The organism is Candidatus Woesearchaeota archaeon (assembly GCA_030651375.1).
GTDB lineage: Archaea > Nanobdellota > Nanobdellia > Woesearchaeales > UBA12501 > JAUSFM01.
The window spans coordinates 61,554-81,027 of record JAUSFM010000003.1 but is presented as its reverse complement, the minus strand read 5'-3'; the positions used below and the strand labels follow the sequence as shown (position 1 = coordinate 81,027).

At 45.1% G+C, this 19,474-nt stretch carries 20 protein-coding genes and 1 tRNA gene; 9 read left to right on the top strand and 12 right to left on the bottom strand.

Annotated features, from left to right (window positions below; genetic code table 11):
• Positions 1-4 precede the first annotated feature (4 nt).
• Positions 5-766, bottom strand: a complete 762-nt coding sequence (locus Q7R76_00470; protein MDO8642051.1) for a hypothetical protein — start codon at positions 764-766, stop codon at positions 5-7.
• A gap of 313 nt (positions 767-1,079) precedes the next feature.
• Positions 1,080-1,493, bottom strand: coding sequence for a ribonuclease HI family protein (locus Q7R76_00465; GenBank protein ID MDO8642050.1), 414 nt, complete (start codon positions 1,491-1,493; stop codon positions 1,080-1,082).
• A 57-nt stretch (positions 1,494-1,550) separates the two neighbouring features.
• Between Q7R76_00465 and Q7R76_00460 the strand changes: the two genes are divergently transcribed.
• Positions 1,551-1,973 carry a DUF1761 domain-containing protein gene (locus Q7R76_00460; protein MDO8642049.1) on the top strand — a complete coding sequence of 141 codons (423 nt, stop codon included), beginning with the start codon at positions 1,551-1,553 and terminating at the stop codon, positions 1,971-1,973.
• 7 nt (positions 1,974-1,980) lie between these two features.
• Here the strand turns inward: Q7R76_00460 and Q7R76_00455 are convergent, their stop codons facing one another.
• On the bottom strand, positions 1,981-2,784 hold the full coding sequence (locus Q7R76_00455; protein MDO8642048.1) for a hypothetical protein: 804 nt from the start codon (positions 2,782-2,784) through the stop codon (positions 1,981-1,983).
• A gap of 230 nt (positions 2,785-3,014) precedes the next feature.
• Positions 3,015-3,088, bottom strand: a tRNA-Val gene (locus Q7R76_00450).
• Positions 3,089-3,188: 100 nt separating this feature from the next.
• Here Q7R76_00450 and Q7R76_00445 point away from each other — a divergent pair.
• Complete coding sequence (locus Q7R76_00445; GenBank protein MDO8642047.1) at positions 3,189-4,295, top strand: GTPase; 1,107 nt, start codon at positions 3,189-3,191, stop codon at positions 4,293-4,295.
• Positions 4,296-4,338: 43 nt separating this feature from the next.
• Positions 4,339-4,695 carry a hypothetical protein gene (locus tag Q7R76_00440; GenBank protein MDO8642046.1) on the top strand — a complete coding sequence of 119 codons (357 nt, stop codon included), beginning with the start codon at positions 4,339-4,341 and terminating at the stop codon, positions 4,693-4,695.
• 4 nt (positions 4,696-4,699) lie between these two features.
• On the opposite strand, the gene Q7R76_00435 is transcribed toward Q7R76_00440, so the two are convergent.
• The 4 genes from Q7R76_00435 to Q7R76_00420 form a co-directional block, all read right to left on the bottom strand.
• Positions 4,700-5,251: a methyltransferase gene (locus tag Q7R76_00435; GenBank protein ID MDO8642045.1), complete on the bottom strand. Its 552-nt coding sequence runs from the start codon at positions 5,249-5,251 to the stop codon at positions 4,700-4,702.
• An 11-nt stretch (positions 5,252-5,262) separates the two neighbouring features.
• Positions 5,263-6,168 carry a hypothetical protein gene (locus Q7R76_00430; protein MDO8642044.1) on the bottom strand — a complete coding sequence of 302 codons (906 nt, stop codon included), beginning with the start codon at positions 6,166-6,168 and terminating at the stop codon, positions 5,263-5,265.
• 29 nt (positions 6,169-6,197) lie between these two features.
• Positions 6,198-8,285, bottom strand: a complete 2,088-nt coding sequence (locus Q7R76_00425; GenBank protein ID MDO8642043.1) for a hypothetical protein — start codon at positions 8,283-8,285, stop codon at positions 6,198-6,200.
• Positions 8,286-8,366: 81 nt separating this feature from the next.
• Entirely contained in the window at positions 8,367-9,386 is a 1,020-nt protein-coding gene (locus Q7R76_00420) for a potassium channel family protein (GenBank protein ID MDO8642042.1), read from the bottom strand.
• 147 nt (positions 9,387-9,533) lie between these two features.
• On the opposite strand from Q7R76_00420, the gene Q7R76_00415 reads away from it, so the two are divergent.
• Positions 9,534-10,748 (top strand): hypothetical protein, encoded by a 1,215-nt coding sequence (locus Q7R76_00415; GenBank protein MDO8642041.1) that lies wholly within the window; start codon positions 9,534-9,536, stop codon positions 10,746-10,748.
• Between the two features lie 6 nt (positions 10,749-10,754).
• On the opposite strand, the gene Q7R76_00410 is transcribed toward Q7R76_00415, so the two are convergent.
• Positions 10,755-11,369 carry a hypothetical protein gene (locus Q7R76_00410; protein ID MDO8642040.1) on the bottom strand — a complete coding sequence of 205 codons (615 nt, stop codon included), beginning with the start codon at positions 11,367-11,369 and terminating at the stop codon, positions 10,755-10,757.
• A 77-nt stretch (positions 11,370-11,446) separates the two neighbouring features.
• Here Q7R76_00410 and Q7R76_00405 point away from each other — a divergent pair, with 77 nt between their 5' ends.
• Entirely contained in the window at positions 11,447-12,106 is a 660-nt protein-coding gene (locus tag Q7R76_00405) for a class I SAM-dependent methyltransferase (protein MDO8642039.1), read from the top strand.
• Positions 12,107-12,128: 22 nt separating this feature from the next.
• On the opposite strand, the gene Q7R76_00400 is transcribed toward Q7R76_00405, so the two are convergent.
• Positions 12,129-12,626 carry a hypothetical protein gene (locus tag Q7R76_00400; GenBank protein ID MDO8642038.1) on the bottom strand — a complete coding sequence of 166 codons (498 nt, stop codon included), beginning with the start codon at positions 12,624-12,626 and terminating at the stop codon, positions 12,129-12,131.
• A gap of 205 nt (positions 12,627-12,831) precedes the next feature.
• On the opposite strand from Q7R76_00400, the gene gyrB reads away from it, so the two are divergent.
• Entirely contained in the window at positions 12,832-14,835 is a 2,004-nt protein-coding gene (gene gyrB, locus Q7R76_00395) for a DNA topoisomerase (ATP-hydrolyzing) subunit B (protein ID MDO8642037.1), read from the top strand.
• A 56-nt stretch (positions 14,836-14,891) separates the two neighbouring features.
• Positions 14,892-15,578: an NUDIX domain-containing protein gene (locus Q7R76_00390; GenBank protein MDO8642036.1), complete on the top strand. Its 687-nt coding sequence runs from the start codon at positions 14,892-14,894 to the stop codon at positions 15,576-15,578.
• A gap of 59 nt (positions 15,579-15,637) precedes the next feature.
• Here the strand turns inward: Q7R76_00390 and Q7R76_00385 are convergent, their stop codons facing one another.
• On the bottom strand, positions 15,638-15,775 hold the full coding sequence (locus tag Q7R76_00385) for a hypothetical protein (protein MDO8642035.1): 138 nt from the start codon (positions 15,773-15,775) through the stop codon (positions 15,638-15,640).
• A 758-nt stretch (positions 15,776-16,533) separates the two neighbouring features.
• Between Q7R76_00385 and Q7R76_00380 the strand changes: the two genes are divergently transcribed.
• Positions 16,534-17,175, top strand: a complete 642-nt coding sequence (locus tag Q7R76_00380; GenBank protein MDO8642034.1) for a hypothetical protein — start codon at positions 16,534-16,536, stop codon at positions 17,173-17,175.
• A 4-nt stretch (positions 17,176-17,179) separates the two neighbouring features.
• Here Q7R76_00380 and Q7R76_00375 read toward each other — a convergent pair whose 3' ends face one another.
• Positions 17,180-18,388, bottom strand: a complete 1,209-nt coding sequence (locus tag Q7R76_00375; protein MDO8642033.1) for a hypothetical protein — start codon at positions 18,386-18,388, stop codon at positions 17,180-17,182.
• A gap of 269 nt (positions 18,389-18,657) precedes the next feature.
• Between Q7R76_00375 and Q7R76_00370 the strand changes: the two genes are divergently transcribed.
• Positions 18,658-19,464 carry a hypothetical protein gene (locus Q7R76_00370; protein MDO8642032.1) on the top strand — a complete coding sequence of 269 codons (807 nt, stop codon included), beginning with the start codon at positions 18,658-18,660 and terminating at the stop codon, positions 19,462-19,464.
• Positions 19,465-19,474 lie beyond the last annotated feature (10 nt).

Sequence of the window (19,474 nt, the reverse complement as noted above, 5' to 3'; positions counted from 1 at the left end):
TGGTTCACATCGCGTAATTGATTGTTAGTTTTCCCCTGCTTAATTCCCTGAAAATATCAAGGGGGTTTTTATCTTTTTGTTTCATTTGTTTTTGCACGAACATGAATGCGACATCGTGCAATCCATTTAATGCAGGCATCGGATTTGGATTGATTGACGCGGCAAGGTTGGCAATATTGTGTTCCTGCAATGCTTCAATCCACGCCATCTCAAAGGCAAACGCCTTTGCTTCTTCATCGTGCTGGTTGTTGAGCGTGAATGTCATAATGTGACCGATTTCATGGCCAATAGTAATCATCAGTTTGTCGAGCTCGTTTTCCTTGACGACAATGCTGCTGTTTCCAAAGCCTTGTTTGTTGACTGAAAATCCTTGGATGCCCGGACTCCATGCGCCACCCACTTTTTCATGGCGCTGCTTCATTTCATCTCTGGTGACGATTTCCATGAGCACGTCGTTGGGCAGCGTGCTGCCAGTCACTGCTTCAAAGGCCTGCTGGATGTAATGGGCGATGTCTTCAATGGCGCCGACAAACGGCGATACCGGTCGATTGGGCTTCAGGAATGGTTCTGCTGATGGTGTATGTATTGGACGCGGCGCTGAATAATCTGACGAAGGATTAAATGCGTAAGCGCCATTGGTTGCATTGTATGCGTGCGCCATCATTGTCTGGGGTCTGAAGTCTGTGGTCTGGGGTTGATGGTAACCTGTTTCAACAGCAGCTTCTAAATTGCTTATTCGTGGCTGATACGCAGTTATAGGCGTCATACAGCTGTTTATGCAGTATCCGGTTGAGTGAGACATATAGGTCATGCTGTCGTGGTATAAGCTAAGTATAGATAAAATGATTTCCACCAAATGTGGGACAAAAATGTCAAAAAGAAGAATAAGAAAAAAACAGCGACTTAGGATTCATCATCCGTTTCATCGTCGCCGGTGTCATCTCCACCATCGTCATCGCCGTCGTCACCATCAGCTTCTTTCGCATACAACCGTTCTTCACGTGCCATAGTAGTGTCCCTCCAATTGAGCTTTTTGTCCCCGAAAGTGGAGGTTTTGCTATAAAAAGCTTTTGGGAAATTTATAAATTATCAAGCGCTTCATTCACCAGCCGGTCAGCTTCCTGTTGGTGCGGGTCAGAGCGTGGAACCGATTTATACGTTACCTTTTCAAAATGCTTTTCCAGCATTTTTACTTTGTCAAACAGCGGGCGCAGATGCGTAGCCTTAATTTTATACCGGCCAAGAAGCTGGCGAATCACCAGTTCAGAATCCATGCAGACTTCCACTTCGCGGGCGTCACTTTTTTCAGCAAGTTCAAACGCCCGAATAAGCGCGGTGTATTCAGCCACATTATTTGTCGTGTTTCCAATACGTTCGCCCACTGCTTTCAGCTTCTTTCTTTTCTCGTCCCAGAGCACTACACCAATGGCTGCTGGCCCGGGATTTCCTCGGCTGCCGCCATCGCAGTTGATGAATATTTTACGCATGGACATCTATTTGTTTCATTAACTTTATATAGTTTGTTTTCCTAACCATTTTCGGTGATACCTATGGCATTTCAACTTGCAGGAATTTCATTATTTCCCGTTCTCGGCGCAGCAGTTACAGCAATGGCAATCGGTGCATTTTGGTACTCGCCTGCCTGCTTTGGCAAGGTGTGGATAAAATTGAGCGGTGTCAGTGACGCAACTATGCAAAAAGCAAAGAAGAATGGCATGGGAAAATATTATGCAGCAGCGTTTTTGTCGAATGTGGTCATGGCGTTTGTTCTTTCGTTGGTGATTAAGGAAATAAGCAACCCCGGAGCGATTGCTGGCGCGTTCATTGGAGTCCTTGTTTGGCTCGGATTTATCGCAACCGTCAGTCTTGGCATGGTGTTATGGGAAGGCAAGCCATTCAAGCTGTACCTGCTCAATAATGCCCATGAACTTGTCATCCTTGTGGTGATGGGTGCAATACTGGGGGCGTTTTGATAAAAAATCATCTTCGGCTATATTCTCTTTTTTCTTTTCTTTCCCGTTCCTGATATGGCGCAATATGAATAGTGTCTCCTACTTTGATGCCGTGTGGTTTTTCCTGTTTCAGGAATCGGCCGTTCCGTTCGACGCGGTAATCCAATTCTCGCGCGGCTTGTTTTCCAAGAAGTCCTTGGACGGTATCGTCTGAATCTTTTGCCAGTTGCCTGCTGACATAGAAATATTTTCCCTTGAGCGAGCGGTACAAATGCGCACAGTCACTGCCGCCGTTTGCTGGCGGCTGCATAACATCAACAATATCATTGTATAACATAACCGTTTTTCCTTCTTGCCGACAATACAACACGGGATCCTTTGCAGGATTATTAGGTGATAATTTTGAATAAAACCGCGATTCCAGCGGTGTAAGAACGTGCCGTGGCGTGTAGTGAGGTGGCTGGATATTTTCGTGGATGTCAGGAACAGGGTCTATGGTATGCGGTGCGCGGTTTGCGCTGAGTGGTGCGGCACTTGTCGATAGTGTTGTAGTTTCTGGCTGTGCTGGTGCTGCTTCAGCCGTGTTGACGATTCCATTTTCAACCGTGCCGTTGCAGTTCAGTGCATGGATCGCCCATGTGCCAAAACTGCCGCCAAGAACGCTGGAAACAAGAAAAAGGGGAATTGTCGGAAATCGGTTGCCTTTGCTTTTTGGTTGGTGAGAAGGCGGCTGGTACGAAGGCGCGTCTTCAATGCGCTGCAGCGTTCCCAACTGCCATTCACCTGAATCTTCAGCAAGCGTCGGGTCAAAACCTAAGGGGTGGTCTGCCATATCAGCTATAGAACCAAGAAACAATAAAATTGTTTAGTGCAGCATAATGGACAACAAAAAGAAATAGATATGACTACATACCACCAACTACCTAAAACCGGATATGGGCCTGCCCGGAACAATCTTTTTTGCTGCGGCAAAAAAGCTTGCACACTACGGGGCGGGCTTCGCGTTGCTCAGTCAACCAAATAGGTTGCGTGTCATATCTGCACCAAAAACAGAACTAAAAATGGGCCTGCCCAGATTTGAACTGGGGATCTCCACCGTGTGAAGGTGGCGTCATACCGGGCTAGACCACAGGCCCTCCTGCCGCTGGGACACGATAACGGAATATAAAGCTTGCTTTTTCTTCACCACTCCATTCAAGCGAAAGGCATATATACCCTCCCTGTCCCCAATAATATATGAACATGCAAGAGCTCCTCAAAGTTGAAACTGCTGACACCTATCTCGATCACGCGTTTCACGCAGCAACTGAACGTGCAGGGATTATGCGCACTAAGAAAGATGAAAAAACGCGCATGGATAACCTGCAAAAATCAAGAACAATCGAAAAAATAAAGGTAAAAACAGTCACCGCGAACCTTACGCGTGCACTGCACAAAATTTTGAGTTCGTTTCCAAACTTTTCAGAGCTGCCTCGCTTCTATCAAGAACTGGTTCGCCTGCGCCTTGACTTTCACGAATTCAAACATTCACTGGGGGCAGTGCAATGGATGCATGACAAGGCCAACGAATTACAGCGGGACTATTCCAATAAAATTGATGCTGCGCGAACAATCGCTGACATTAACAACCACCGGCGCGCATTTTATGGCAGAATCGCATCGTTTCTGAAACAAGTTGACCCCCAGTTTAAATTGCTTGACGACATGAGGAAAATACTGAAAGAGTTTCCCACCATCAAGACCTCCATGCCAACCGCCTGCCTTTTTGGCTTTCCCAACGTTGGAAAATCAACGCTCCTTGCAAAATTGACCACAGCAAAGCCGGAAATCAAGGCGTACCCATTCACAACAAAAAACATCAACACCGGGTATCTCAAAGAGCCGGGAATAAAGATACAAATCATCGACGCGCCCGGCACCCTTGACCGCTTTGAAAAAATGAATGACATCGAAAAGCAGGCGTACCTTGCGGTGAAACACTGCGCCGACCTTGTGGTGTATGTATTTGACCCGACGGATGAAGTGCCGGAAGAAGACCAGCTGAAATTACTTGAAACGGTTAAAAAATATTGCAAGGAAATAGTAGTCTACATCTCAAAGACTGACATTGCCGATAAAAAAGTAGTTGACAAAACTATTGCTGCGGTAAAAAAAGAAAAAATAAAAGAACTCTTTACTGATATTGAAGAATTAAAAAAGCGCCTGCTTCTTTTGCCGCCGAAAGAAAAAATGCCGGTTGAAAAAAAGGAGTATGAGCGGGTTTCTCACGATGACGGCGATGAAGAAGACGATGAGGATGATGGTGATGACCATCCCAGTAACAAGTACAATAAGGAAGAATGAATTTACCGCAAAGCTTATAAGTGGCCAACTTTTTCTCTACTTCATGACTCTCATTGACAAATTAAAAGGTGGAATTTCTGCAGCCTTTTTTGTAGCTGCTGTTTCGTGTGCGCCTCCGGATCCGCGCACCGCCGATCTTGACGATGTTGCTTGGGATAAAGTTGAGGTGTGGTATCACGATAAGTGTATCAGTCCACGGCACCCATATTGTGTACCATGGAAAGCACGATTTTCCAAAGACTATTCAGCAGTGCGTAACGGGGACGTTGTTCGGGAACTGGTCTTCGGCGATACAGACGATTCAGAACTTCGAACTTTAGACTTCAACGAAATTAAAAAAAATGCTAAGGAATATGAGACACATGTTGCACCGGTTGTCTTTATTTTTGAAGTGAGATAACTAGTTAGAGTGTATACACAAACCCTGCGCTCGGCCCGACACCAATCGTCTTCTTGAGTTTCATGTTCAGCGGCGCATACACCGCATTGTACACAATCAGTATGGCATCTTTTTTCATTTCTTTCCCGAGTTTTTTTTCAAGCTCATACAACGGATTGTCTGGATTGATGAAAATGACGTCGTATTCACCGAGGTGAATGTCCGTCAAATAATTTTTTTTGACGAACAACGCTTTTTTCAGCGCCCCATGTTTTACTCCCAACTTTTTCTGCATGCGCTGTGCTGTGGCAAACAATTCATCATCTAATTCAACACCAACCGCGTTCGTGTACGCCGCTGCCATCAGCACTACCCGACCATCACCACTGCCAAGATCAATGAATTTTTTGTATTTTTCCAGATGGATTTTCTCAAAAATATCGTGAATGTCATCAATTCGCGCGCCGGCAAAATAGCCAATGCTCGTTGGTTTCATGAATGTCTTTTTCTGAAGCATTTTCCCGGCAAGAAGATGGTATTCGTCAGCAATGCTTTTCAAAATAGGCGTGCGATTCATTCCACGTCACCTTATTCAAATTCAATTGCCGCAACACCCGGCCCAAATTCCTCATGCACCAGCGTGTTGTCATGAAAAATTTTCACATGGTTCCGGTTCACCAGCTGGACATTGTTGCCTGAAATAAGAAGGTTATGCATTGGATTTGGCGATGTGAGCCAGACATCCTTGTAAAACAGTTTATCGCCCTGCCGCTTGCAGTGCTTGAGCGCATGAATGCCGGTGCTGGTATGCGCAATGACTGGCCCTTTCAGGACGTCTTCAACATATCCTGCCAGGGCAGGATTATATTTTCGTATGGCTTCAAGGCGCCGCTTTGCCTGAAACAGCGATTCAACACAGTCAAATGAGCAGGGAAAGTGGCTCAGGAGCGCGACGTCAAAAAAACGCAAGGTATTGTTCGTGTAAAACGGTGGATGCTCCTTAGTGTTGGCAATGCTGAAAAAGCAGTAATCGTCGTGCAGTTCTGCCGCTTTCTCATAATTGTCGCGATAAAAACGAACACAGCATGCCGGATAGCCGAGCATCTCGCCCATTTTTTCGTCATTGTGGATATGCTCATAAAATCGCGTGTGCTGTGCATCATCGCGTGATTTTGAAATGTACGCAAAAAAATGTCCTTTGCTGGGGTGGTCGGTTTTTGCCATTAATGCAGTGGTATTTGACGGATCGTATCCAGGTTCGTTTTTATCCTGCTTCAGAATTTTAAAAAAAGAAAGCTCGAGCGCAAGATTGTTTGCCGTGCAAAAATCATGCAGATTTGCATAGGAATCTTCGTGCATTTCAACGCGCGCAACCGGCTTGAGGTCTTCCAGCACGAACAGAATTTCAAATGCATCAACCATTGTTTCAAAACTGTGCAGAAGGTCTCTCCCTTTGTAGAGCAGTTGTTGTGGAACTGATGTTGTTGTTTTCATGCTGCAAACTCCAAACTGCCATCTGCAAACTATTCCATTGGAACCTGGCTCCACAGCGTCCAGTCATTGGACGGTGCATACGCGCCAAAAATGTAATGCGGAAATTCTGCCTGGCCAAAGTATGCGAATGATACATCATTCCATCGGGTTGCCCCTCCGGGACGCATTGGCCCGCCCATTGCGTAAATCGGACTGCCAAAGGCGCGCCAGGCGTCGCGCATCATGCGCGGCGCATCGCCGTATCCCTCTGACAAAAACGCCCCTTTGTAGCCTTTCTTTTTGAGATACTCAACTGCTTCGACAACCGGCGTGTTTCCGTGCCCTACGGGGAGATTTCCGTGGCCAAAGCCGAATCCATCAGCGATGTGCAGGTGGCCGATAATGCCAGATTCCTGCATTTTCTTGACTTGATCCATGTACCACGCGTTGAAGCGGCCGTTGAATTGGTCTTCTGTTTCGCCGGGAGTTTTCACAAAGTGTTTTTTCCACATGCCTAAATGTTCCGTGTCAAGCGTTGCGCGGATGTGCGTTTCTGCTGCTTTTTTTGCCTTGTCTTCACTCCAGTGGCGCTCTGCAATTAACTTTTCCGCCATTTTTTTTCGCGAGTTCTGCACCAGTTCGATAAGCTCTTCAGGATGGCTGCCATAGCCCATTTCCGGAAAAATATTTTCCGGCGCGAGAAATAATGGCCGCGGCAAATTTCGGTCACGCGTGGTATCCATTGCGTAGATGCCTGCTTCTGCGTATGAATCTGATGTTTTTTTCTTTGCATAGCGGCCAACGCTCATCACATGGTGCATGTCCTCAATAATGCGGTCTGCTTCTGCGTCTGACGCTGCAGAGGCTTCGTGCGCGTACCGCATAGCATTTTTTTGCTGCTCAACAAATTCTTTTAGGATTTCTGTCGGCATTTTTTGCTGTGAACCAATAAATTCAGCAACCTGCTGTCCGCCACGCTGTATTTTAAACTGTGTCTTGAGTATGCGCCACTGCTCTTCTTTTGGTGTTTTGTCTTCAATTTTCTGAAAATAGTCGAGCGCTTTTACTGCTTCGTCATACGCCTTTTTTTCTTCTGCATAATATCGTCCGTGAAACAGCGAGCCGCCGCGCGAACGCAAGGCATTATTGAGGTATTGTGTTTGCTGGAACATCTCTTCCGGTGAAATCTTGTCTTTTGCTCCTTGTTGGATTTCCGTTGCGTGACGCTCATTGAACTGGCGCGCCCGTTCGACAAAATCGTCCCATTTAAGCGGAATTGTTTCAAAGCGTGTTTTTGACTGGTCCCATGCCGGCACGCGCTCGAACATGTCATCGGTGTTGTCCGGATTCAGCCAGTGGCCATGTATGTCAACCCAATCCTGCTTTTGGAGGACGCGCCCGGTTTTTTCGTCCCGCCTGCCAATCTGATTCAGCGTTTCCGCAGTCTGATATTTCGGCTCGTACACAATCATGTTTTTCTTCGCCTCACCCATGATTCGGCCGGTTCTGTCGTCGACAACATACGCAATGAACCGCTCTTTTTCTTCTTCGTAATGCTTAAATTCGCCGTATTTTGTCCGTGCCCATGACTGTTCGGTAAACGGGCGCTGGAATTCTCCCGTATGCACGATGACAGCAGCACCGTCGGTGGTGTCCGCCGCAAACTGGATTGCTTTTTTTACTTCAGTGACTTGGATATGGCGATGGTCGTCAACAAAGCCGCGCTGTTCACCCGCAAATCCGGACATGTTTGCAACGACTTGAACAGGGGTGTGGACTGATGCGATATTGATTTGGTTTGCCCGTGCAATTTCCCTGATTTCGCGCCGTTTTTCTTTTCCGTAGAGGTCAGGGCCGACATTTGGTTCGCTGCCTGACGCGCTCAAACTTAATTCGATATGCGAACCACCTGCACGGATTGCTGCCTGTACTGATTCAATAAACGATCCTGATCCACGGCCTTCGCCGACGGTTTGTCCGAGTTCGCCGACGCTAATCGTTGGCTCTCCTCGGGGGCCCTCAATTGGTGCTGCAAGCGAGTCACCGTACAGCGGCACGCCGAGAAGCGTTGAGTTTGGCAAGTATTCAGAATCCATTGCGCTGGCGTACGTGTAGGGTCCGCGTTCGTTGAATATCATAGAGGCCTCTTTTCAAAGAATAAACATGATTAATATTGTTTGAGTTTATAAAGTTTTTAATTTGGAGGAGTATGCGTGATATTAAAAAAACTTATTCAGCGGCTTGTCCGTCGGCGCCGGCAGTTTTCCCTTGATTTGGCTGATGATTTTGTTCTTGCGCGTGTTGACGTCGTTGCTGATTCCTTTGGTCATGGCATGTGATGCATTCATTTTAATGAACAGTTCCTCAGTCAGGAGAATGTTTTTGCGGATGAGCGTGAGTATTGCATCGCTGCGCCACTGGATTTTGTGCTGGTCCAGAAGTATAATCAACTCATGCACTTTTTCAAATGAGGTGATGACACTGTTCAGAATGAGGCCGGCGTTGACTGGGTCGAGATTTTTGATAAACTGATGTTCAGGTGATTTGCTGACAAGGGCAAATATTTCAGTGAGGATATGTTCGAACGAAGAAAGATTGATATTGATTTCGCTGGTGTCCCGTTTGTGGAAATGGTTTTCCTCAATTTTTCCCATGATGCGGTTCAGGTTTTGCCGGAAGTATAACAGAGAGGAACGGAGCCGATTGAGCTTTTCCTCGAATGAAAATTCATACAGTTCAGTAAGTATGATGTCCTGCTTGATGGACACGAGTTTCGAGGTAACCAAGGCAAGCAGAAGCAGGCCGAACAGCACTTCAACGATAGCAAGCAGTTTGAAGAATCCTAAGGGTACGATGTCACCGAAGCCCGTTGTTGTTGCCGTGACAAAACTGAAATAGACCGCATCTTTGAGTGACTCAACATTTTGGTTTAGCTGGTTGTAATGAAGGTAAGAATGACTGGTTGCAAACGAGGAGTAGAAAAAGCCAAATAATATGATGATACCAAGCCACACGGTGAGAATGCGGGGGAATGACAGCCGATCAATCCATGTGCGGAATGTTTGCTGGCGAATACTGCCGAGCAGGAGGTTTCTGCGTATCTGCTCAAGAACCAGCTTGCGGCGCACCTGGCCGGTCATGATACTTTTAGTTACTTCAGGAAGCTCTTTGTTCTTGATTGTTTTCAGAAAACGGTTAACATCTATGTCCTTCTCTTTTTCTTTCTCTTTTTTTGGCATGCAAACTCCTCTTTTTGGCTGTTGATACCTTCCGTTTGTCTCGATGTTTATTAATTTTTTGATGGATAAAATAATTCAGTCAAATAATACTATCAACAAGTGGTAAACAGAGGAAGGTTTAAATAGGAGTCATATGTCATAAACTGTATGGTTATTGCTGTTCCAACACTCGATGAGATTATAACGTACTACAAAACTAAAGAACCGCTTCTGGCGCACGAAGAAGTTGTTCGGGACATGGCGGCCAAAATACGCCCGCTTACGTCTGAAATTCCTGAAGAGGAACTTAAGCGAAATATTGCTCTGTTAACTGTATGGCCATTGGTTGAGATATATCGGCTTGCCCAGCGCGCGATAACTCACGACCTAAAAAAAAATGAACAGGAAAACTTCACCCGATTAATGGACAAGTATCATCAATTAGTGCTGCGTGGCGAACAAAACGCGGTTCTGTCGTATTCTGAACGGCCTGAACAGCCCAAGATGCACTTTGTCCAGCCCTATAATTTTTCTGTTCCTGCCTTTGGCGCGTTATTGACGCGTATGAGCGAGCCCTGCGACACGTGGCATGATCATCTGCGTGATACCACGCGCTCACATATGAAGGCGCTTCATGACGCACAAATGGGTGGTTCACTTTTTGTTATCGAAAAAGAAAAACAACGAGACGCTATGCCGTTCACGCTCTATCAGCGTTCATTTATTTGCATCAATCAAAATGGTGAACCAGTTCTTTTTATGGATGGCATTCAACATCAAGAAGGGCCGGATGTTTCACGATTAAACCATTGGCGTGGCTATGATAAAAATTCTGGTGAAAAAGTAAGAGAATCAAGCATTCATGAAGTGTATGCCTCAGTCGCTTCAGCGCTGTATCTGGCACAAAAATTAGATATCCGGTACATTGTGTTACGCGATACTCCGTTGGTTGATTTTGCACGTGAAAACGGCATACCTGAGCGAAAAGTTTTTTCAGAAGATGATATGCCCTGGAAGATTGGCCTTCATTCACTGGAGCAGAAAACTGGTGTTCATACCAATCTGTTGTATGGTTCAGGAAAAGATCGGCGCACGGGCGTACAGCTTCGCTGTCAAACCCTTGAACAGTTCCCATACCAAAACCCTGCAGAAATGTTCCAGAAACTTGAAGCACTGGCCGCTGAAGTTATCAGCACCAATCGTGACCGTAAAAAACGTGCCCCGAAAACAACGGAACGGCTCCAGGCAGCAGCTGCATTATACAACCTGATCGTCGATTTTCCGCTTACTCCCTCTACCAGGCGGCAACAAGCGTATGAGGCACTCAAAGCAAGCTATGGGGCAGTGCATGAAATGCTCTCCATTACACCGCCGACTGTTTAGATTTACTCACAGCCCAAACTCATCCCGCCGGCGATATGACCCACGGATGCCGTCGATAAGCCGCTCGTTTGCTTCAAGGTGCCGTTTCTCTTCATCGGTAATGCCTTTGTACATCATTGCTTTTTCGGTCTTGTCCTGCAGGTATTCAACGGTTTTCATCTGGTCGTACGAAACGTTGCCCGCCTTGGCAGCGTCGTAAATCGAGGCGAGCTTGTTTTCCGCTTCGAGTGTTTTTTCGAGAAGCAGGCCGTACTGCTGCGGCTTTCCACCGTGCGTTCGCTGAAACCGCTCAATGCCCTCTTTTTCATCTTCAATCATTTTCTCAAGCTGGTCGATGTGCTCGCTCGGGATGATTTCTTTTTGTTCTTTTATCTTTTCTCCGGTGAATCGTTTTGACTTAAAAAGTTCTTTTTCTTCGGGTGAGAACAGCATGCCCACATCAACCGACGTCATTTGGGGAATGGGAATGTCGCGCTTGATTTCTTCCAATGCAATTTCATGCTCGCTTTGCGCCACCAGTTTTCTGGCTTCTTCGATTTCTTTTTTCCGCTCTGTTTCAAGCTCCTTGAGCTTTTTCAGCCGCTCCTCTGGAGGCAGTTTTTTTATATCGGAAAGGTCCATGAAGAATCACTAAAGAAGGGGAATATAAAAAGGTTGGTGGGAAAACGCTTTTATATAACTTGTTATTTTCTAAACGCATGCTTAGAGACATAGCAGTATTTGCACACTCGGTCGTACGCGCAGGAGTATCTAATGGTTTTACCCATTATTGGGATTCTGCACCAGATGAAGATTTACATGCTCTTGTTAATCACCTATCCAATGTGGAAGATACAGAACGGTCGCTCCTGCGCCGCATTCTTCGGGAAACAAATCCAACGTCACTGCTTGATGTAGCCTGCGGGCCTGCTACTGAAAAAACCGGCTATGACAAATACGGATTAGGTATTGATTATACCGGATTAGATGCGAGCAGGTATATGTTACATGTCGCAAAACAAAGGCATCCTGATTCAACATTTGTGAGAGCAAACGTTCAAGAACTCCCCTTCAGAGATGCCACGTTTGATGCAGTCTTATTAAAACATATTTTAGAACATCTCCCTGCCTATGAAGATGCGATACATGAATCATTACGAGTCGCACGAGATACCGTCATTATTGACTTTTTCCACGCCTTAATTCCGATTGGCAGAAATATCCATCTGAAAGATAGAAGAGGATTTCATAACAATTGGTATAGTCGGCCAAAATTTCATTCATTTTTGGATACCTGTTCTATAACGGGATATGAGCTTCGCCAAACAACCGGCACTGCGGGACAGACTGCGGATGTATATGTTTTACATAAAAGATAAGAGCATGATATTTTTTAGAATCTTATCTTCCAAATAGTTGAGCACCAGTAGCTACGGACCCAAGAGATTTGTATTCGACAACGTCACAAAGATGCACCGTCATTGGTGCCCAATTCGGCGCAAGAGAATTGTCTAACAATCCATGTTCTTGAGTTCTTCCTGATAGTATTGGCTTCGCTGGTTGTGATAGGTCAACACCATCAAGTGTTAGTACGAAACTTTTCTGTACAGCACTAATATCGTCCCCAACAGCACGGCCATCGTCATATTCTGCTTTTGCGATGCTTCCGATTACATATCCATCAACGCGTGAATGGTCGCGAGATTTAATTTCAAGTACACTTCCCGATGGAACTTCAGCAAGTTTACCATCGAATCTTCGAAGCATTCTTTCTCGTGCTGCCGTTCCCATAACTACAAGATAAAATTCTCTTCCGAGCATTGTTTCTAATTCTTGAGGATCAAAAGGAGTCATGCCTTGTCTTCTCATGTACCAGTCTCTGACTCCCTTAAAAACCATTGTACCGCTCCAGAATGGTAGTTGTATTTAAATCTTTACTGGGGTAATTCCGAGTGCCGTACTTGTAAATCTCTTGTTTCCCCAAACACTCAAATTAAACATTTATAAGCCGTATAACCCCATTCTAAAACGAAAAGATTTATAAAAGAAAGCCGTGTCAAAATCATAGAAAAAGGAGTAAAAAAAAGCAAAAACTTTCTCAACAATGGACGAAAACGAACAACCAACCCCGACGCAGGAAGCAGTGCAGGAACCAGCACAAAAAGCGCCTGAAGCCCCTCAAACCAGCCAAACAACCAAGGGCGCAGACACTTACACGGCAGAGCACATTCAAGTATTACAAGGCTTAGAAGCCGTCAGAAAGCGTCCTGCGATGTACATTGGCACGGTTGGCAGCAGAGGGCTCCATCATCTGGTCTATGAAGTGGTGGACAACTCCATCGACGAAGCATTGGCTGGTTTCTGTACTGAAATCATCGTCATCATCAATGAAGATAATTCAGTCACGGTCATCGACAACGGCCGCGGCATTCCGACAGATATACATCCAAAGTTCAACATGCCAGCGCTTGAAGTGGTGATGACCAAGCTACATGCCGGCGGCAAGTTTGACAATAAATCATACAAAGTTTCCGGTGGGCTCCACGGCGTCGGCATTTCAGTCGTCAACGCGCTTTCGAAAAAATTAATTGTAGTCACCAAGCGAAACGGCAAAGTATGCTCCATGTCGTTTTCGCGGGGAAATAGCGACGGGCCTATGAAACATGACGGCGACACATCTGAAACCGGTACCACGGTTACCTTCTGGCCGGATGAGCAAATCTTTGAAGCAGTCAATTTCAGTTTTGATATTCTTTCATCCCGACTTAGAGAACTGGCGTTCCTCAACAAAGGCCTCAAAATTACCATCAAAGACCTTCGAAAAGGTGAAGGAGAAGAAAGCGATGGAAAAGAGCAAGTCTTCCAATACGAAGGCGGCATCAAATCATTTGTCGAGTTTTTGAACAAGAACAAAAATCCGCTGCATCCGGTTGTGTACTTTGAAAAAACAAAAGATGACATCATTCTCGAGATTGCGATGGCGTACAATGACGGCTATCAGGAAACGGTGTTTTCATTCGCCAACAATATCAACACGATTGAAGGTGGTACACACCTCATCGGGTTTAAGGCAGCGCTCACCAAATGTATGAACAAATATGCCAGTCAACATAAATTGAGCAAAGAAGAAAACAAAATTACCGGCGAGGATGCGCTCGAAGGCATCAGCGCGGTTATCTCAATCAAGCTTTCCCAGCCACAATTTGAAGGCCAGACCAAGACAAAACTGGGCAATTCAGACGTGAAAGGCATTGTTGAATCACTTGTTAATTCCACGTTGGGTTCGTTCCTTGAGGAAAATCCTGCAGTTGGACGCATAATCATAGCCAAATGCATCAGCGCAGCAGATGCGCGCGAAGCAGCAAGAAAAGCACGCGAACTCACGCGAAGAAAATCTGCCCTTGATGGCGCAAGCCTGCCGGGAAAATTAGCAGACTGCAGCAGCAAGGATCCAGCAAAATGTGAACTCTACTTAACTGAAGGAGACAGCGCAGGCGGCAGTGCAAAACAGGGAAGAAACAGAGAATATCAAGCGATTCTTCCGCTGCGTGGCAAGATTCTGAACGTCGAAAAAGCGCGCCTGCACAAAATTTTTGCAAACAACGAAATTGTAACCATGGTCACGGCAATTGGCACGGGCATTGGTGAAGAATTCAAAATCGAAAAGACACGCTATCATAAAATTGTGCTCATGACTGATGCGGATGTTGACGGCCAGCATATCACCTGCTTGTTACTCACCTTTTTCTACCGCTACATGAAACAGCTTATTGAAGCTGGTTACATCTATCTTGCCAGCCCACCATTGTATAAAGTTAGCAAGGGCAAAACGATTCACTACGCGTACAACGATGCAGAAAAGGACGTGTTTGTGCAGCAAATCGGTGATGGCGTAACCATCCAGCGCTACAAAGGCCTGGGAGAAATGAACCCCGACCAGCTTTGGGATACCACCATGGATCCTGCGACACGCACACTTAAAAAAGTGACCATTGAAGATGCGGTTGGCGCCGACATCATATTCTCGATTCTTATGGGCGACCAAGTCGAGCCGCGCAAGAAATTTATCTACGAGAACGCGCGCAAGGCGGTTAATATTGATGTTTAAATAGGTTTAAGAAGTGCTAAAGAAAGTTTTATATTGTTTCTCGCTATCCGCCCTGTATGCCCGAGCTTATCCATGCGTATGATCAACAAGGCACTATTGTTGAGACCGGAACAAAGAGAGACATCCTTAACAAACAGAGGGAATATGCTATTACCAACGGAGAGAGTCCCTTTGCAGTCCCCTCAGTACTTCTTCTTCTGACGCATCCTGAAGACGGATTTTTTTCAGTACAGCGATCTAACCGCCGTGAAGATCCGCTTCTTTGGAGCGAGACCGCTTCAGGACATATTGCGATAGACGAAGACCCTAACACTGCCCTTTTGCGGGAGGGCCGTGAAGAGATAAATGTGGACATTATTATTGCTGGTTCGCTTGAAGAGTATCGTGCTCGACTTCGTCTCGATAATCTGATTGACCATGCTGTTGTCCGCCCTATTGATTTTCGACCATGGATGGGTGCCTATCGGATTGACCGAGAAACACATGCGCGTTGGATGAAGCGTACCCGTACCAGTGTTTATGCTGGTGTATACCGTGGTGAAGTTCAATGCAGTAGCGAAGGTGGTGGTGAAGACGATAGTAACGGATTGGGAGAAACATTGGCGGTTCAGAAATTTAAAAAAGATGATTTAGTGGCGAGGATAGCTGCGGGTGATCCTCGGTTTCGCCATCAATTAACTATGGCAGTGCGTGACTATCACGCATTTATCGAAGAGCCATTAGAACAACCTACCGGGAAATAAAAAATTCTATGTGCGTAGCATTGCATCTTTGCCTGCGGTTTACCATTAGTGGATGTTTCTTAATATACTAAGTCGTTGCTCAAATCATACATATCAAAGTCGTCTGCCATTGCGTGAATGTCTTCATAGTCACGCAATCGTTGTTTCATCGGGTCATGAAAGTAGATGCTCGGTCCCCAATCGGTTTTTCTGCGCATGCTAACCACCCCGGTAGTACAGAAGTGAACAAAAGATATATACCTTCGCCTTATACAGTATATAGTGTGTCGTACTGTGTACAACGTAAGGTCGTATTTGTATAAACGATGAGAAAAGAGAAAGTACGAGAAAAAAGAAAAAATGGATGGTGGAGACGAGCCCCACACATCCAGATTTTGCTTATGTGCTGAGAGTGTTATGCGATACTCGGGATCAAAGGAATATAGCGGTGGGACGTGAAGCTTTCGCTTCACCCCACCCCAGGTTTTGCTTGTGTGCTGAGTATGATTTGAGTTTGATTGTCTTGATGAACACTACATAATCAGTTGTTTATATATAGTTTTTCGTTATACTTTATATAAACCTTAAACTTTTTCCAAGGTTTATATAAAATTGATATTTTATCAATATATTTAAATATAAGTAAGGCATTCTACATGGTGGGTGGTTACCTATTAAGCGAAAAATCATTCAAATTGGTAATTCAACACAACTCGTCTCGTTACCACGTGCATGGGCAAAGAAGTACAACCTCCAGAAGGGGGACGAACTTGAAGTAGAAGAAAGTGGAAACAAGCTTCTGATAGGAACTGAAAAAGAGTTTAAACTGAACGAAGTCACTATTGATGTTTCAAATCTTGATCGAACGTCGATTCTTCTCTGTGTACGAAGCGCTTATCGCAAGGGGTATGACATTATAACGCTCACCTATTCAAATATTCTCACCACGCACCTTCGAATTGGAACAGAAGTAAAAGTGAGCACAATCATTAATGATGAGGTACGTCGCCTGATAGGGGTTGAGGTGGTAGAACAAAAAGAAAATAGGTGTGTCATCAAAAATATTCTTGAGCATTCAGGAAAGGATTTTGACACTATCCTCCGCAGAATTTTTATTCTTATCAATGAAATGACAAAGGAAGTAGTTGATGGGATAAAAAATAATAACCGGGAGATTCTTGAGACGATGGAAGAGCGGCATGATAATCTCACGCGGTTTATTAGTTATATCTTACGCCTCCTCAACAAACACAACTATGAACAGCATCAAAATATTCCAACAATGTATTATCTGGTTGCAAGTCTCGAGGATATTGTCGATGTTCTGAAGTGGACCGCACGGGATTTTCTCATTTTTTTCACGGCGCCGCCAAAGAGTGAAACGATACGGATTATAGAGCAGATTGGATTGACCTTCGACAGATATTATGACCTTTTTTACAAATATGAAGAGACAAAAATTAAGGATTTGTATGAGCTTCGCCAGCGGATAATATCCTCAATCTACAAGCCATTGAAGAAATTTATTCCTGAAGAGCTTATGCTTATCAACCGTATGGGCCAGATTAATGAGCTGGTGGTTTATCTTACGCAGACAAAAATGATTTTAGAATTATAATCTTTTATTTTGGGGTATAGCGAACAGCAACTGAAGAATACCAATCATGGTTATAACAACGATCCGTCAGACTAAAGACCCGATTACCTTGTTCATCAGTCATCGGACGCCCCAAAGGCGACCCTAATGCAGATCGGAAGAATTCGTCAAGATTTCTCTCATCATCTTCTGCAGCAACACGCCGGTTAAGGTGGAGAACCATTTTTCTGCGTCGGGGAACTTCAATGTCAGTCAACCAGTATGTTTCTCGGAGGTAATCAGAGCTAAATGGCATTGAACTGGCAAATTGTTTAGTGTTTAAAGGAACTTTTCCGTCGGTTTTTAAACGATATCGAATATCATCCATAATTAATTTAAGCTGTTCAAGTCCTGAAAGGCCATTCGTCACTCCCCGTTCTGTTTTTATTTCGTCAACTGAACGTCCAAAAAATGCTGCACAGCATGTTTCTGCATAGAGCCGGAGAACCGTACCGGGATCAGGAACCGGAACAAGTCCTTTTATTGCTTGATAAAAGGCAATGACCTGTGACAAACGAGCGTAGGTTACATCAATACGTGTTGCTGTTGAACGAACGAGGGCATCGGTCAGGGAGATTCTTTCGTGTTTGTGTTTCCATTCCTTTCTCATTCTGTTTGAATTATTGTTGTGTAAAACATGACTATAAACATCATCTTTTGCAAGTTCTATATGTTTTTGAAAATTTTCCCGAACAATATCTATTCTTGACTTTCGTGACGCATCATCGGTTTCACGCAATGCTAAACGCGTTTCAAGGTCTTGTGGAGTGTCCGGTGTAATAAGAATCGGAACAACAGAAACCCCCACGTCTGTTAACGCGTCATATGCAGTTCTGACTGCATCTGGATTGCCAAGCATAAGAACCATATCGCGTTCTTCCAACAAAGTAAGATTGTGCCGTGGAAACCCATATAGTGCCGGACGCCCAGTTGCATCTTTGCTGTAAGGAATACTATACCTAAAAAGATAATTGCCAAACCCGTCGCGCTCTTCAAACTGAGCACGGGTAATAGTAACATCCTGTTCATCGCCGACAGGACGTTTTTCACGGGTCATTTCACGAGAAGCAATTTCAACTTTTTGTAAACGGGCAACAAGAGCTGATTTACCAGAACCAGTAGGTCCTCCGATAAGGAATACATAATTCCTTGCATCGGGTAGTTGGGGAGTTTCATCAGTTTGGCCCGGGCTCACACCTGGCACTAGACTGAATCGTGGAAATAATCGGTCCCTAAGTGTAAGACCTGACGGTTCTGTGGTCACTGGTAGTCCCCCAATCGCTTCTGCTAGATATCGAAAACTCATATCCCTCAGCCCATAAACAGATAACCTTAGTTCTTAAGGTTACAATCAAGGTGCAAAAAGTCTACCTATTTAAACCTTACGGCTATGGGTGCAATTATGGCTTTTTAACCAGCGGCTAACCATTAACTTTATAAACCACCTGTCTTCAAGCCAGTTCTATGGCACAACCGGCAAAAGTTCAGCGCACCATTGACGTTTGGAAGAAGAAACGATGGTATAAGCTGATTGCCCCTGCATTGTTCAATAACGAGATTCTGGGAGAGACGCCAAGTCTTGAGCCGGTACTGGTTGAGCACCGCACGGTTTCTGCAAACCTGATGACGCTGACGCGCGACATGAAGAAACAGCACATTGATGTTACCTTCGAAGTTGAGCGGGTGCAAGGCGATTCTGCGTTTACTGATGTCAAAAGATATGAGATTAATCCTGCGTTTATCAAGCGCTCGGTTCGGCGAAACAGAAGCAGAGTGGATGACTCATTCACCTGCATCACCGCTGACGGTTGGGAACTCCAAGTCAAGCCATTTCTCCTGACACGATTTGCAACACCGCGAAGCATTGAGACCGCGCTGCGAAGAAAAGCAAAAGAGTTTATCGTCAGGGCTGTTTCAAAAAACAGCAAGGACACCATTCTTCGTGATGTTATCTCCATGAAACTTCAGCGCCTCCTGCGCGATTCAGTAAAAAATATTTACAATCTGCGCGCGTGCGAAATCCGTGTACTTGACGTTATTGGCAAGACCACGAAAAAGCCGCTGGTTATTCCTGATGAAAAGCCGGTGCTTTCTGATGAGGAACGGGAAGAAAAAGAATCAGACTACGCTCCTGTTTCCGCACCGGAGCCAGCACGAGAAGTGAAGGAAGAGAAAAAAGAAACAATGGAACCAGCCCCTGCAGCTGATAGCGAAGATAAAAAGCAGAAAAAATCGCGGAAAAAAGAATCATCTGAAGAGCAGGAAGAATAATTCTGGGTAT